Raw genomic sequence first — 14,628 nt, forward strand, 5'->3', positions numbered from 1 at the left:
AAAAATGCTCCCATGCCTGCCTAAGCGTCTTTTTAGGCCTCGAGGGCGCTGAATTTGAGTCTTGAGCAGTCTTTTTTGCTAGAATAGCCCTCTTATCTGAATTTAGATAAATCGGAGTTGCAGTTTTTCTACAATTTGTTTCCACCCTTGTCATACTGGCTGCCGACTTCAAAACCATCAGAAGTTAGCAAGACGCCCAGATGACTTTATCCAGAAGGAGTGTTAGATGCGTCATTATGAAATAGTCTTTATCGTCCACCCGGACCAAAGCGAGCAAGTGCCCGCGATGATTGAGCGCTACAAAGCGGTGTTAGCTGCTGCAGGCGGAAAAGTTCATCGCATTGAAGATTGGGGTCGTCGGCAGATGGCTTACATGATCGATAAGCTTGCTAAAGCCCATTATGTTTGCATGAATATTGAGTGTGACCAGAAAACGCTGGAAGAGCTCGAACATGCCTTCAAATTTAACGATGCGGTTTTGCGTCACCTAATCATCAAGGCAAGCAAGGCTGAAGTTGAGCCTTCCGTCATGATGAAGGAAGTGCAACGTGAAGACGCACGCAAGCAAGCGCAAGCCGACGCACCAGTTGCGACGGAATCAGCTAGTTAATTTAAGAGAAATACGGAGGCGATAGAGCGTAAGCAAGTGGCGGAACGGCGTTGAATCATTTCACCCTAACTGCTTCCCTGGTATCCAAAGACGCGATTCGATTTACCCCAGCAGGTCTACCCGTGATGCATTGCCAACTTGAGTATGTTGGCGAGGTTAGCGAAGTAGCCATGCCAAGGAAAATTCAGATGCGTGTTGAGGCAATTGCGATTGGCCCTGTACAGCGGGGTTTAGAGCAAATGAACCTAGGAAGTATGGCAGAGTTTGCAGGATTTTTAGCCCCCAAAACCTTACGTAATCAGCGTCTTGTATTTCATATTACCCATATTCAATTGAAAGATTAAAGAGGAATTCATCATGGCGTTTGGAAAGAAACCCGATTTCAAAAAGAAACCCGCGCAAAACCCATTGTTTAAGCGGAAGCGTTATTGTCGCTTTACGGTCGGCGGTGTTGAGCAAATCGATTACAAAGATATCGATACCCTCAAAGATTTTATTGGTGAGAATGCAAAAATTACGCCCGCTCGTTTAACTGGTACAAAAGCAAAATTTCAGCGTCAGTTAGATACGGCGATTAAGCGCGCCCGTTTCCTGGCTTTGTTGCCATATTCAGATCAACACAAGAAATAATTGGGAGCCCTTAATGCAAATCATTCTCTTAGAAAAAGTCACTAATTTAGGCAACCTCGGTGATGTCGTGCGCGTCAAAGATGGCTATGCACGTAATTTCTTGATACCCCAACGTAAAGCGCGTCGTGCTACTGAATCAGCGATTGCAGATTTTGCTACGCGTCGTGCCGAACTTGAAAAACTGGCCGCAGAAAAACTGGCTGCAGCGCAAACAGTTGGCCAAAAACTCGATGGCTTAGTGCTGGAAATCAGTCAAAAGGCAGGAGTCGATGGCCGTTTGTTTGGTTCAGTCACCAACCATGATATTGCCGATGGCTTAAAAGCCAAGGGTTTTGAGATTGAAAAATCATTTGTGCGTATGCCCACTGGCCCTTTAAAAATTGTGGGCGATCATCCTGTTGCGGTGGCGGTACATACCGATGTGATTTCTAACATCGTGATTCGCGTGGTTGGCGAACAGGCTTAATATAGCCTTATGGCTGAATCCCGTTCCCGTTCTATTACGCTTAATCCTAGCATGGCGGGGTCAGGGGATGCGGTACTACAGGCCTTAAAAGTACCCCCCCATTCGGTAGAGGCTGAACAGTCTCTGCTGGGGGGCTTACTTCTCGATAATTCTGCTTGGGATAGGCTGGGTGGCATTCTCACCGAGGTCGATTTTTATCGCCCTGAACACACCTTAATTTTTCGCGTAGTACAAAACTTAATTGGCGATAACCACCCTGCTGACGTGATTACCGTGCACGAGGCCATGAAGACAGAGCAGGGGGGTGAATTAGTGGGTATCGACTACCTGAACTCCTTAGCGCAAAATACGCCCAGTGCAGCCAATATCAAAGGCTATGCTGAAATTGTGCGTGACCGCAGTATTTTGCGCCGACTGATTGCGGTTTCAGACAGCATCGTGAATTCTGCATTTGTACCTGAAGGTCGTTCCGTTCGCACTTTATTAGATGAAGCTGAATCACGCATCTTGCAAATTGGGGAAGAGGGTAGCCGCAAAGGCGATTACCTAGAAATTGAGCCGCTCTTGCAAGAGGTAGTGTCACGCATTGACGAGCTATATAACCGTCAGGGCGGCAGCGATATTACGGGTATTGCCACTGGGTTTATTGATTTAGATAAACAAACAAGTGGCTTGCAAAAAGGGGATTTAGTCATTGTGGCTGGCAGACCTTCGATGGGTAAAACCGCGTTAGCACTAAATATCGCTGAAAATGTCGCTTTAGTTGAGGGCTTACCGGTAGTAGTGTTTTCGATGGAAATGTCAGGAACACAATTAGCTTCACGCCTTTTGGGCTCAGTAGGGCGCGTTGATCAATCACGCATGCGTACCGGGAAGTTACAAGATGATGAATGGCCGCGAGTTACGGATGCGATTGCCCGCTTAAGTAATACCCAAATTTTAATTGATGAGTCTGGTGCTTTATCAAGTCTCGAGTTACGCGCGCGAGCACGCCGTATTGCGCGAAAATTTGGCGGCACACTAGGATTGGTGATTGTTGATTATTTACAATTAATGAGCGGTAGTGGCGGGTCTAGTTCTGAAAATCGCGCCACTGAGATTTCAGAAATTTCTCGTTCTTTAAAGTCACTTGCTAAGGAATTGCAATGCCCCGTGCTGGCATTGTCACAATTAAATCGTGGTTTAGAGCAGCGCCCCAATAAGCGCCCCATCATGTCTGATTTACGTGAGTCGGGTGCAATTGAACAAGATGCCGATTTAATTATGTTTATCTATCGTGATGAGGTTTATCACCCCGATACCACTACCGATAAAGGCGTGGCGGAAATTATTATTGGCAAGCAGCGTAATGGACCGATTGGAACGATTCGCCTCAGCTGGCAAGGCCCATACACTAAATTTGATAATTTGGCGCTCGGGGCTGCCGGCTTTTCATCGAGTAATGGCTCCAATGGTTCTGGTAGTAGCTTTAGTGGGTACGAACCCTTTTAATTGCGCCACTTAGTTGTTAGGTACGATGCGCCTTGCTTCAGTAAAGCGTGCGGCCCAATAGGGCGTGTCAATGCGGTCTAAACGAACCGTGCCACCGGCGCTAGGCGCATGCACAAAGCGACCTTGACCCACATAAATTCCTGCATGCGAATACTTTTCTCCAGTGGTATTAAAAAAGATCAAATCGCCTGGCGCTGGCGCTTGTTGACCAATGCCACTTCCTTTTCTACTCATTTCTTCAATCGTTCGCGGCAGTCTTATTGAAACCGCTTTGTTATAAACATAAACAATTAAGCCGCTACAGTCGAAACCGCCATTTGGAGTGTTGCCTCCAAAACGATATGGCACATCAACTAAACCAACAGCAGCAATGGATATATCTTCAGCGCCAACGCTGGTATCTTCCTTAAACTGGCTTACTCGTGGCGAAGAAAATGGCGAGACTTGAGTTGAACGTCCGCCAAACATGCCGCACGCCGTGAGACCAAAAACAGCAAGACCAATAAGCAGACTAAAGCGATAGTTATAAGGCTTCTGCAGCATGATCGGCAAGGCGTGAGCGCTCGCCACGGGCGAGAGTCACGTGACCGCTATGACGCCAACCTTTGAAGCGGTCAACGACATAGGTTAGACCAGATGAGCCTTCAGTTAAATAGGGGGTATCGATTTGGGCGATATTGCCTAAGCAAATAATTTTCGTACCAGGACCAGCTCTGGTAACCAAGGTTTTCATTTGCTTTGGCGTTAAGTTTTGCGCCTCATCAATAATCACAAACTTACTGACAAAGGTGCGGCCGCGCATAAAGTTCATACTCTTGACCTTAATACGCGAACGAATGAGTTCTTGGGTTGCAGCGCGACCCCATTCACCAGAGTTATCTTCATTGCGATGCAAGACTTCAAGATTATCATCAAAGGCACCCATCCAAGGCTGCATTTTTTCTTCTTCGGTGCCAGGCAGGAAGCCAATATCTTCGCCGACTGGTACGGTCGCGCGAGTAATGATAATTTCGTTATAGCGTTTGCTATCTAGCACTTGCTCAAGGCCAGCCGCTAAAGCAAGAAGGGTTTTGCCGGTGCCCGCTTGGCCGAGTAGGGTAACAAAATCAACATCGGGATTCATCAGCAAGTTCATCGCAAAATTTTGCTCGCGATTGCGTGCGGTTACGCTCCAAACATTATTTTTTTGATGGGAGAAATCGCGCAGCGTTTGTAGGAGCGCTGTCCTGCCATTAATTTCTCTTACTTGCGCATAAAACGGCGTCGAGCCATCGGGATTTTCTTGATAGACAAATTGGTTAACTAGCATACTAGATACTAATGGACCTGTGACTCGGTAAAACATCGAGCCTGATTTGACATCTGACCAACTTTCCATCGCTTTGCCATGCTTAGGCCAAAAATCGGTTGGTAAATGCATTACCCCCGTATACATTAAGTCACGGTCTTCTAAGACTTGATCATTAAAGTAGTCTTCTGCAGGCAAGCCTAGTGCCCGTGCCTTAATCCGCATATTGATATCTTTCGATACCAAGACCACCTCTTGTTCGGGTTTCGTTTGCTTGAGCTCACGTACTACCCCGAGAATTAAATTATCTCCCTTACCTTCGGGCAGCCCCTCAGGCAGTACATGGGTAAATAATTGGGTTTGAAAAAACAGCCGGCCTGAAACATCCGAGTGTCCCAACTTGTTCAGCGGGATGCCCTCCTCAAGAGTGCCAGTAGTCCCCGCGATGAGTTGATCGAGCGAACGACTGACCATGCGGGCATTACGCGCAACTTCGCTCATCCCCTTTTTATGGTTATCGAGCTCTTCTAAAGTCGTCATTGGTAAATATAAGTCGTGCTCATCAAAACGGAAGAGCGATGCAGGGTCATGCATTAAAACATTGGTATCCAGCACAAATAAAGTTGGTGGCCCGCTACGGATAATGCGTTTTGAATTTTTATTTTCAGTTTGCTTCAGCCGATGATCACCTTTAATTTTTTCAAGGGCTAATTCTGCGGCGGATAAATCAACTTGAGCACTATTTGCCCAATCTGCTGAGCTTAGGGCTTCAAGATCAACTTGGGCATCTAAGAGGGTATCCACCGCATTGCTGACAAGGGGCACTAGCCTTTGTTTTAAATCCGGAGCTTCTTTACGGTTCAATTTCACTTGATCGGCAATTTGCTTCGGCAGTGGGGGCAAAGGCATGCAGGGCTCCTAAAAGAAAAAACCGCCAGGCAAAGCGCGGTGGCGGTTGACAAAAAAATGATAAAAATTAGCCAAACTGTGGGGGAGGTTGCGCTTACTTGGCTTTGTATTGCCAAGGCTGATGATCAAACCATACCATCGTTTTTGGTGCATATGCCTTTACTTTACCTCAAATTAAATGCAATGCAAGGGTTAATTGTTGCTTTTTTATTGAAGGGCTTCTGCCGCTTGTAAAACCTCGGCTGCGTGCCCAGGTACTTTGAGGCCGCGCCATTCTTTACAGAGCTTACCAGTCGAGTCAAATAAAAAGGTACTTCGCTCAACTCCGCGGACTTGCTTGCCGTACATATTTTTCATTTTGATTACCCCAAAAAGGGCGCAGAGTTTTTCTTCGGTATCGGCCACCAATTCAAATGGCAAATCCAGTTTTTGCCGAAAATGATCATGTGATTTCAGGTTATCGCGTGAGACCCCGACAACTAAGGTGTTGGCTTTAGAAAAGGCATCAATGGCGTCACGAAACTCGCCAGCCTCAACCGTGCATCCTGGGGTTGAATCTTTAGGATAAAAATATAAAACCAGTTTACGACCCGCATATGCTGCGGGAGAAAATATGCGTTGCGAGGTTGCAGGAATAGTGCAATTCGGTAAACGTTGGCCAATAGCAATGCTCATATCAATCCTTTAGGGTTAAAAAGTATTTCAAAATAACTTACGGTAAGACCATTAATTCACCACTGCGATTGGGGACGGTACCCCAACTTAAGGGACAAGCCATAATTTTATCGAGTTGCTGCGTAGCCACCCAAGATTGGTGTAATTCGCCCAAGGTGACTAAATGGTGACCTTGTAACAACCAACCCTCGATTAATTCTACAAAAGCCGGCAAGAGCTTCTGCCCCTCTAGTTCTGCATGAAGGGTAAAGACTTGATCATTGGGGTTGCTTTGGGTCAGACTTAGTAGATGTCGAACGGCAGCAAAAGCATCCATACCTGCAACACCAATCAGTTCATCTAGGGTTGGCAAGGTAGTGGGGTATTGAATGCATTGACTTTTGCTGGGTGGGGCACCTTTTTTTTCTGCGGGGAAGAGCAGGCGATAAGGCGCTAAATTTAGGGGTGCACGACCGTCTGAGGCATATTTTAAACCCCAGCTATCTAGTTGCTGAAGCGCTACCTCATTCATTTGCCAACCAGCCGCGCCAGCAGTACTTGGCGGACGACGAAAAATTTCTTGAAAGCGATCGTAGGCGAGCTGCATGTGTTTGAGGGTCCATTTAGCATTGCGGTTACGAACCCCATCGTGCCAAGCGACATGATCCCAAGCATGAATCCCGGTTTCATGACCCGCACGATGAATCGCTTGCATCTCCTCGCGAGCCAATTGACCAATATCGGGACCTGGCAATAAGACCCCATAAAGTAAGGTGCGAATACCGTAATGCTCAACGACAGAAGTTCGCCCTACTTTTTTTAAAAAACCAGGTCGAAAAACGCGCTTGAGCGCCCAACCAGTATGGTCGGGCCCCAGACTAAACAGAAATGTAGCGTGCAGGTGTAAATGCTCCAGAACGCGGGCTAAATTAGGCACCCCTTCGCGCGTGCCGCGTAGTGTATCCACGTCCACCTTGAGGGCGATTTTTGCCATGGGCTAAGTGGTCAACTTAATTGTCTTGATCGACTAAGTTCCGCGCCTTAGGAACATCATGCCGATAGGCTTCAAAAATATGTTTCAAGGCATCATGCATGGTCGTACTTGGCTGCCAATGTAACTCGGTCCTGGTGTTATCAATCGCCGGAACGCGATTTTGCACATCTTGATAACCTTCACCATAATAGGCGGCAGAGGTCGTTTCAATAATCTGGACTTGTTGCGCAGTTTTTGCATACTCGGGAATACTGCAAGCAATTTCGAGCATCATGGTGGCTAACTCGCGTACAGAATGATTATTTTTAGGATTGCCAATATTAAATATCTTGCCATTCGCAATGTCATTAGTATTGGCGAGGATTTTCATCAACGCATCGATGCCATCATCTATATAAGTAAACGCCCGTTTTTGCTCGCCACCGTCGACTAAATTAATTGGCTCACCCCGCACAATGTGCCCTAAAAACTGGGTGACAACGCGTGACGAACCTTCTTTAGGCGTATAAATACTATCCAGGCCTGGACCAATCCAGTTGAATGGACGGAATAAGGTAAAGCGCAACCCTTCCATGCCGTAACCCCAAATCACCCGATCCATTAATTGTTTAGAGCAGGCGTAAATCCAGCGTTGTTTATGAATGGGTCCGTAAACTAGATTTGAAGTAGCTGAGTCAAACTCGGCATCACTGCACATGCCATAAACTTCAGAGGTTGAGGGGAAGACCAAATGTTTTTTGTACTTAAGCGCTGAACGCACAATGGGTAAATTTGCTTCGAAGTCGAGTTCAAATACACGAAGCGGCTGCTGCACATAAGTGGCTGGCGTAGCAATGGCGACTAAGGGCAAGATGACATCACATTTACGAATGTGATACTCAACCCATTCACGATTAATTGTGATATCACCTTCAAAAAAATGCATGCGCGGATTACTCAGCAAATCGCTTAGACGATCATTTTGCATGTCCATGCCATACACTTCCCAATCGGTGGTCGCAAGGATACGCTTGGAAAGATGGTGGCCAATAAAACCATTAACCCCAAGAATGAGGATTTTTTTCATCGGTGCTGCCTCGTCTAAAAAATTGAATACAAATGCACGCTAAGCACTAAGCGGGATACCAGTGCAGGATCTGAATGACCTGTCGATCACCGCAAATGCCAAACACCTGATTATCAACCATCTGCACACCCAGCTCACTAAGCTCAATTTGTGGGGGTGGTAAGGCCAATAAAATCGAGCTTGCTATGACCATTTGCCGTCCTTGCCAAGTGGTAAACGCCCCTGGATAGGGGGGCGCAACCGCACGAATCAAATTATGAATCGATTGCGCAGTTTGCGACCAATCAACTTTGCCGTCAGCAGGTTTGCGACCACCAAAGTAACTACCTTGTTTGAGGTGATTGGGTAAGCGTTTGATTTGCCCGAGCAACAGCTGCGGCAGAGCAATTTGGAGTACGTGAACCGCGGCCGCGCTAACTTTTGCGAAGACAGTTGTGGCGGTGTCATTTGGGCCAATGGCAACCGCTTCTTGACCAACAATATCGCCAGCATCTGGTTTTGCTTCCATGACATGCAAGGTGGCGCCCGTTTCAGTTTCACCGTGCAAAATAGCCCAATTAACTGGGGCACGCCCCCGATATTTAGGCAGTAGAGAGCCATGCATATTGAGGGCAGTAATGCGGGCACAGGCTAAAAGGGTGGCAGGAATTAAGTAGCGGTAATAAAACGAAAAAATATAGTCTGGTTGAAGGGTTTGTAAGTGGGGTAAAAGAGCATTTAATTCATTAGCCAGAGGCTGTACATAAGGAATATTTTTTTGCTTACAGAGCTCTACTACACTCGCAAACCAAATATTTTCATTGGGGTCATCGGTATGGGTGATGACTAAATCAACTTTTATACCTGCGTCGAGAAGCGCTTGCAAGCAATTCACGCCAACATCATGATAGGCAAAAACAACTGCGCGCATAAAAATAACTTAAGGTTTTTCGAGTACGGCCTGCACTACGTAGCGAGGCCGTTGGCGAATTTGTTGATAGATGCGCCCAATGTATTCGCCCAATAAACCCAGCCCAAATAACATGACTCCAATGAGGAAAAAGGTTAGTGCAAAAAGGGTAAACACACCCTCGACCTCAGCGCCAATAATAAAGCGCCGAATTAAGAGGGTGGCAAATAAACTGCCTGCTGCCAAGGCCAATAACATGCCAAGAATGGAAAAAATTTGCAAGGGCACCACCGAAAATCCAGTGACTAAATCAAAATTAAGACGAATCAACTGGTAAACGCTATATTTCGACTCTCCAGCAAACCGTTCTTCATGTTGCACAGTAATTTCGGTAGGATTGGTAGCAAAGGTATAAGCCAGAGCTGGAATGAAAGTATTGCTTTCATTGCATTTTCCTACTAAATCAATAATGCGCCGCCGGTAGCCGCGTAACATACAGCCTTGATCGGTCATGGTGATATGGGTAATTTTTTCGCGTAAGTGATTCATCAGCCGCGAGGCACTTTTACGAAATAAGGTATCTTTACGATTAGTGCGAATCGTCCCCACGTAATCGTGCCCTGCAACTAATTCTTGGACTAGCGCATCGATTTCTTCGGGGGGATTTTGTAAATCCGCATCTAAAGTGATAATGTATTCACCGCGAGCGTATTCAAAGCCAGCCATGATCGCCATATGCTGGCCAAAATTATTTTGAAATAACACGACGCGTGTGGTATCTGGGCGTGCTTCAAATTGCTGACCCAACATGGCTGCAGAACGATCGCGACTACCATCATTAATAAAAATAATTTCGTACTGTAGCTGACGTTTTTGAGCCAGCGTATCCAGTGCAGGATAGAGGCGACTAAAGAGCGCGGGTAAGCCAGCTTCTTCGTTGTATACCGGCACAATAATGCTTAATTGCGGTACATTGATGAGCGAATTGAGTTGCGTTGAGGCCGTCATAGCGTAATTATGCGCTGGCTTGATAATGGCGCTGAAAAACCCCGATTAAAGAGCTGCAAACGCGTTTGACATCAGCATCGCTCATGGCAGGAAATAAGGGCAAGGTCAAAATTGAGCGGCCAATGACTTCGGCTACTGGCGTCGTTTCTGCAAGGTAACCTAATTTTCGATAGAGCGAGAAATTGGTAATGATGGGATAGTGCACGCCTGTGCCAATACCCAGTGCTTTTAATTCGGTCATGATTTGCGACCGCTCTACTTTTAATTGCTGCAAAGGTAACAGCACTTGAAACAAATGCCAATTACTATCACTAAAGTTTTCGGGAGGTAGTTGTAGGGCAAAGCCCTTAAGTGCACTTGTATTTAATCCGGCCTTTAATAACTCAAAATACTGTTTTGCAATGGCGACACGTCGCGCTTGAAAAGTGGGCAGATTTTTAAGCTGATGTAAACCAATAACGGCATTGATATCGGTAAGGTTATCTTTACCCCCTAAGACATCGACATCCATCCCATCTGGGCCATGCCGAGTAAGGCCTTGCAAACGCAGTTTTTCAGCTAGGGCAGTTTCATTGGAGTTATTGAGAACGAGGCAGCCTCCTTCAACGGTAGTCAGATTTTTATTTGCTTGAAAACTAAAGCTGACTAAGTCACCTATGCTGCCAATGCGTTTGCCGCGCCAATGTGAGCCAAATGCTTGTGCAGCATCTTCAATCACTCGCAGGTGATGGGATTTGGCAATGGCGTATAACTCGTCCATATCAACGGGTAAGCCCGCTAAATACACTGGCATGATGGCGCGGGTTTGCGGGGTAATGGCCGCAACAATTTGTGAGAGATCGAGGTTGCGAGTGCGCGGGTCGACATCGACAAAAATAGGCTTAGCGCCAACCGATAAAATCACATTGGCAGTGGCAACCCAAGATAGCGGTGTGGTGATCACTTCATCGCCTACGCCAATACCTGCTATTTGCAAGGCAATTTTCATTGTTGCTGTGCCATTGGCAAAGCAACGCACTGGGCGGTCTCCAAAATAACGGCTTAACTCTGCCTCAAATTCGGCGACTTTCGGGCCCGAAGTAACCCAGCCCGATTGCATTACTGCTGCCACCGCAGCAATCGTGGCCTCATCAAAGCTTGGCCGAGTAAAAGGAATAAAGTCTGGTGGCGAAATCTGGCTTGCAGCGGTTTTTTCGTTCATGGTGCTATTTTCGCAAACTTGGGTGAGCCACTACCACTCGCCGAGAATCGCGACCTATTTCCTGCATCGGTAAGCCTAATTTTTGTAAGGCCAGATATTGCTCTGGCACCATCAGCGCATAGGCAGTGGGCTCATTTTGCCAGCGCTCGATAAACTCATCAAGGGTAGGCACCCAGCGCTTTGGTTCCTGTTTAACGCCAAATTCAAGTTCGTCTGGAAACTCGACCATCACCATGGTTCTACCAAGATAAAAAGGGAAGGTGTGATCTAAAATCCGCACGGAATAAATGGTGGCATCACGAGGAATTTGGGCTTTTACTTGGGCGGCTAAATCAACTCCAGAAACGGCACGTCCCAGAGCTTCATGACCGGTGCCGGCAATGGTGCAGGTGAAAAAGAATCCGAGCGCGTAACAATAAATACTGGCTAACGCATTGCGTTTAGCCAATAGTGCTGCAGCAAGGCTAAATAGAATAAGCATAAGCAATGCAGTGATAACCCACTGTGTATAACTGGCATAGGCCAATAATTCATCCGGCTTGGCTTCAAAGCCAATTAGCGGTAAAAAAGCAAAGCCAACACAACCTAGCACGACAAAAAATAGCGCTTGTACCTTCCAGTAAGTAGATAAGTGAGTACGCTCGCCCAAACTGCGATCAATGGCATAGCCAGCCAGCAAGGCTAGGGCCGGAAAGGTGGGCATGATGTAGCCCGGTAATTTTGATTGTGAAACGCTAAAGAAACCGAGAATGACGAGAACCCAGCAGCTTAATAAGCCAAGACTAGAAAACTGGATCCGGCGCTGAGTGCGGAACTGTTGCCATGCTTGCCACATTGCACTGCCGACTTGCGGTAGCCACGGCAGAAATCCCAATAACAGAAAGGGCAGAAAAAAATAGATTGGACCTGGACGACTATGTTCTTCTTGGGTAAAGCGCTGAAAGTGTTCATTGATAAAAAAGAATTGGGCAAACTCAGGATTGCGTAGTGACACTAAAATAAACCACGGGGCCGTGATGGCAAGCAATAGTAATAAGCCTTTGAGTAAAGATAATGATTTCCAAATTTGCCAATTCCAAGTCGCCGTTGAATACACCACAAAAACCATGGCAGGCAACGCAATGCCAATTAAGCCTTTGCTGAGGGTTGCGCAGGCCATGGCTGCCCAGCACCCGAGCATCCAGCGGCTGCGGGTACGCGTTTCAGGGCTCGCTTGCGCTAGCAAAAAAGTGCATAGCGCGGCTGCTAAGCAGGCCGATAAACCGGTATCGAGTGAATTAAAGTGTCCACCCACCACCCACATCGGGGCAGAACCCAAGGCCACTGCTGCCAATAGTCCTGCACGCGGGCTATACAAGCGCCAAGCTGTAAAGCCGACCAGCAGAATCGTGAGATAACCCAACAAGCCAGACCATAAGCGGGCTTGCCATTCCCCAATACCAAAAACCTGAAAGATGACAGCGGTTGCCCAAATATGTAAAGGGGGTTTTTCAAAATAGAGATAGTCGTGATAGCGCGGCGTAATCCAATCGCCACTAGCAAGCATCTCGCGCGCCATTTCAGCATAGCGACCTTCGTCAGAAGGAATTAGGTGACGATAGTTCAAAGTGCCGAACCAAATGATCGTATAGACCACTAGCACAGCAAACGCTAGGCCAAGTTTGACAGGGGGCTTATTCATACGGTATCAAGCAGAATAGCAGCCAATACTTGCCGACCTTCGCCCATCAAAATATTGTAAGTGCGGCAGGCTGCCTGTGAATTCATGATTTCAAAACCCATGCGTGCTTGAATAAGGGGTTTTAGTAGTTCTGGCCGAGGAAAATGCTGACGAGCCCCTGTGCCCAAAATAAATAATTCGGGCTGGCGCGCACAAATTTGCAAAAAATCGGCTTCGGTCAGCGCTGCAAAGTTTGCTACCGGCCAAGCCACTATTGCGCCCGAGGGGCTGACTAAGACGGCATGCTGATAGGTTTTCTGGTTGATCTGAATATAGTCAGTACCATAGCCCGAAATCGTATTTAGGCCGGAATGGTCGTCAGAATGAAGCTTCACGTGCGCGCTCTGTCATAATTGAGTGAATTATAGCCAGCCTCTCTATATACCTATTCCTTAAGAATGGGCATTAGATGGCCAATAGATGACCAGTAGACCGATTGTGAAAACCGTCCTCAAATCCGCAAAACTCAATAACGTGTGCTACGACATTCGTGGCCCTGTGCTCGACCTTGCCCAGCAAATGGAAGAAGAGGGCCAGAAAATTATCAAACTGAATATCGGGAATGTGGGGGTATTTGGCTTTGATCCTCCCGAAGAAATTCAACTCGACATGATTCGTAATTTGGGTAATGCATCCGCTTACTCCGATTCAAAGGGCATTTTTTCTGCGCGTAAAGCGATCATGCATTACTGTCAACAAAAAAATATCCAAGGTGTCACTTTAGATGATATTTATACCGGTAACGGCGTATCTGAATTGATTGTTTTGGCTATGAATGCCTTGTTAAATGATGGTGACGAAGTGTTGGTGCCTGCCCCAGACTATCCCCTTTGGACAGCGGCAGTAAGTTTATCGGGTGGTAACCCAATTCATTATTTATGTGATGAAGCCAATGGCTGGGCGCCCGATCTAAACGACTTACGCAGCAAAATTACACCACACACTAAAGCAATTGTAGTAATCAATCCCAACAATCCGACTGGTGCTATTTATTCCTCAGAAGTGCTCTTGAGTTTAATAGCGATTGCCCGTGAACACGGCCTCATTTTATTTGCCGATGAAATTTACGACAAGATGGTTTATGACCAGGCTGAACATATTTCCTTAGGGGCTTTATCGACCGATGTCGTTACCATTACTTTTAATGGCTTATCGAAAAACTATCGCTCTTGTGGGTATCGGGCTGGCTGGATGGTGGTTTCCGGCGATAAAAGCCACGTTTTAGATTACATTGAAGGTTTAAATATGTTGTCTTCGATGCGTTTATGTGCAAACGTACCAGGTCAATATGCAATTCAAACCGCATTGGGTGGCTATCAAAGCATTAATGACTTGGTAGCCAGTGGCGGACGTTTAGCTCGCCAGCGTGAACTAGCCTGGAACTTAATTACCGCTATTCCCGGCGTGACTTGTGTCAAGCCTAAATCTGCTTTATATCTTTTTCCAAAATTAGATCCCGAGGTATACCCCATTACCGACGATCAAAAATGGATTACTGATTTTTTGCGGGAAGAAAAAGTGTTATTAGTGCAAGGTACTGGATTTAATTGGGTCAAGCCTGACCATTTCCGCGTCGTCTTTTTACCGCATGAGGATGTTTTACGTGAAGCGATTGGCCGCTTAGCCCAGTTTCTGGAGCGGTATCGACTAAAACACGGCACCAACAAAGCGTTAACGACTGCTAAATCATCATGAAAAAAAA

The 14,628-nt window shown here is 46.6% G+C and carries 16 protein-coding genes; 6 read left to right on the forward strand and 10 right to left on the reverse strand.

Features of this window, described 5'->3' with window-relative positions; all coding sequences use genetic code 11:
- The first annotated feature begins 226 nt into the window (after positions 1 to 226).
- From rpsF to dnaB, 5 genes are read left to right on the forward strand one after another with little or no spacing between them, the layout of a single operon-like run.
- On the forward strand, positions 227 to 610 hold the full coding sequence (rpsF, locus tag LZT22_RS06395) for a 30S ribosomal protein S6 (protein WP_233924235.1): 384 nt from the start codon (positions 227 to 229) through the stop codon (positions 608 to 610).
- A gap of 50 nt (positions 611 to 660) precedes the next feature.
- Complete coding sequence (priB, locus tag LZT22_RS06400; protein ID WP_233924236.1) at positions 661 to 954, forward strand: primosomal replication protein N; 294 nt, start codon at positions 661 to 663, stop codon at positions 952 to 954.
- Positions 955 to 967: 13 nt separating this feature from the next.
- The gene (gene rpsR, locus LZT22_RS06405) at positions 968 to 1,240 is read left to right on the forward strand and encodes a 30S ribosomal protein S18 (protein ID WP_233924237.1); all 273 of its coding nucleotides are present in this window, start codon (positions 968 to 970) and stop codon (positions 1,238 to 1,240) included.
- A gap of 13 nt (positions 1,241 to 1,253) precedes the next feature.
- Positions 1,254 to 1,706 (forward strand): 50S ribosomal protein L9, encoded by a 453-nt coding sequence (rplI, locus tag LZT22_RS06410; RefSeq protein ID WP_233924238.1) that lies wholly within the window; start codon positions 1,254 to 1,256, stop codon positions 1,704 to 1,706.
- 51 nt (positions 1,707 to 1,757) lie between these two features.
- A complete protein-coding gene (dnaB, locus tag LZT22_RS06415) occupies positions 1,758 to 3,197 on the forward strand; it encodes a replicative DNA helicase (protein WP_233924379.1) in 1,440 nt (479 codons plus the stop codon).
- A 9-nt stretch (positions 3,198 to 3,206) separates the two neighbouring features.
- Here dnaB and LZT22_RS06420 read toward each other — a convergent pair whose 3' ends face one another.
- The 10 genes from LZT22_RS06420 to LZT22_RS06465 all read right to left on the reverse strand — a co-directional run bounded on the left by LZT22_RS06420 (position 3,207) and on the right by LZT22_RS06465 (position 13,261).
- On the reverse strand, positions 3,207 to 3,740 hold the full coding sequence (locus LZT22_RS06420; RefSeq protein WP_370634813.1) for a C40 family peptidase: 534 nt from the start codon (positions 3,738 to 3,740) through the stop codon (positions 3,207 to 3,209).
- The gene (locus LZT22_RS06425; RefSeq protein ID WP_233924239.1) at positions 3,721 to 5,394 is read right to left on the reverse strand and encodes a PhoH family protein; all 1,674 of its coding nucleotides are present in this window, start codon (positions 5,392 to 5,394) and stop codon (positions 3,721 to 3,723) included. The genes LZT22_RS06420 and LZT22_RS06425 overlap by 20 nt, the downstream gene beginning before the upstream one ends.
- A gap of 207 nt (positions 5,395 to 5,601) precedes the next feature.
- Positions 5,602 to 6,069: a peroxiredoxin gene (locus tag LZT22_RS06430; protein WP_233924240.1), complete on the reverse strand. Its 468-nt coding sequence runs from the start codon at positions 6,067 to 6,069 to the stop codon at positions 5,602 to 5,604.
- A 37-nt stretch (positions 6,070 to 6,106) separates the two neighbouring features.
- A complete protein-coding gene (locus LZT22_RS06435; protein WP_233924241.1) occupies positions 6,107 to 7,042 on the reverse strand; it encodes a polysaccharide deacetylase family protein in 936 nt (311 codons plus the stop codon).
- Positions 7,043 to 7,058: 16 nt separating this feature from the next.
- The gene (locus tag LZT22_RS06440) at positions 7,059 to 8,108 is read right to left on the reverse strand and encodes a bifunctional UDP-4-keto-pentose/UDP-xylose synthase (protein ID WP_233924242.1); all 1,050 of its coding nucleotides are present in this window, start codon (positions 8,106 to 8,108) and stop codon (positions 7,059 to 7,061) included.
- A 46-nt stretch (positions 8,109 to 8,154) separates the two neighbouring features.
- A complete protein-coding gene (locus LZT22_RS06445; RefSeq protein ID WP_233924243.1) occupies positions 8,155 to 9,018 on the reverse strand; it encodes a formyltransferase in 864 nt (287 codons plus the stop codon).
- Positions 9,019 to 9,027: 9 nt separating this feature from the next.
- Complete coding sequence (locus tag LZT22_RS06450) at positions 9,028 to 9,975, reverse strand: glycosyltransferase (protein WP_370635195.1); 948 nt, start codon at positions 9,973 to 9,975, stop codon at positions 9,028 to 9,030.
- A 37-nt stretch (positions 9,976 to 10,012) separates the two neighbouring features.
- Entirely contained in the window at positions 10,013 to 11,206 is a 1,194-nt protein-coding gene (locus LZT22_RS06455) for a DegT/DnrJ/EryC1/StrS aminotransferase family protein (protein ID WP_233924245.1), read from the reverse strand.
- A gap of 4 nt (positions 11,207 to 11,210) precedes the next feature.
- Positions 11,211 to 12,887, reverse strand: a complete 1,677-nt coding sequence (locus tag LZT22_RS06460) for a glycosyltransferase family 39 protein (protein ID WP_233924246.1) — start codon at positions 12,885 to 12,887, stop codon at positions 11,211 to 11,213.
- Entirely contained in the window at positions 12,884 to 13,261 is a 378-nt protein-coding gene (locus LZT22_RS06465; RefSeq protein WP_233924247.1) for an Mth938-like domain-containing protein, read from the reverse strand. Before LZT22_RS06465 ends, LZT22_RS06460 begins: the two co-directional genes overlap by 4 nt.
- A gap of 103 nt (positions 13,262 to 13,364) precedes the next feature.
- On the opposite strand from LZT22_RS06465, the gene LZT22_RS06470 reads away from it, so the two are divergent.
- The gene (locus LZT22_RS06470; RefSeq protein WP_233924380.1) at positions 13,365 to 14,621 is read left to right on the forward strand and encodes a pyridoxal phosphate-dependent aminotransferase; all 1,257 of its coding nucleotides are present in this window, start codon (positions 13,365 to 13,367) and stop codon (positions 14,619 to 14,621) included.
- Positions 14,622 to 14,628 lie beyond the last annotated feature (7 nt).

This window comes from Polynucleobacter sp. IMCC 29146 (genome assembly GCF_021395195.1).
Taxonomy (GTDB): domain Bacteria; phylum Pseudomonadota; class Gammaproteobacteria; order Burkholderiales; family Burkholderiaceae; genus Polynucleobacter.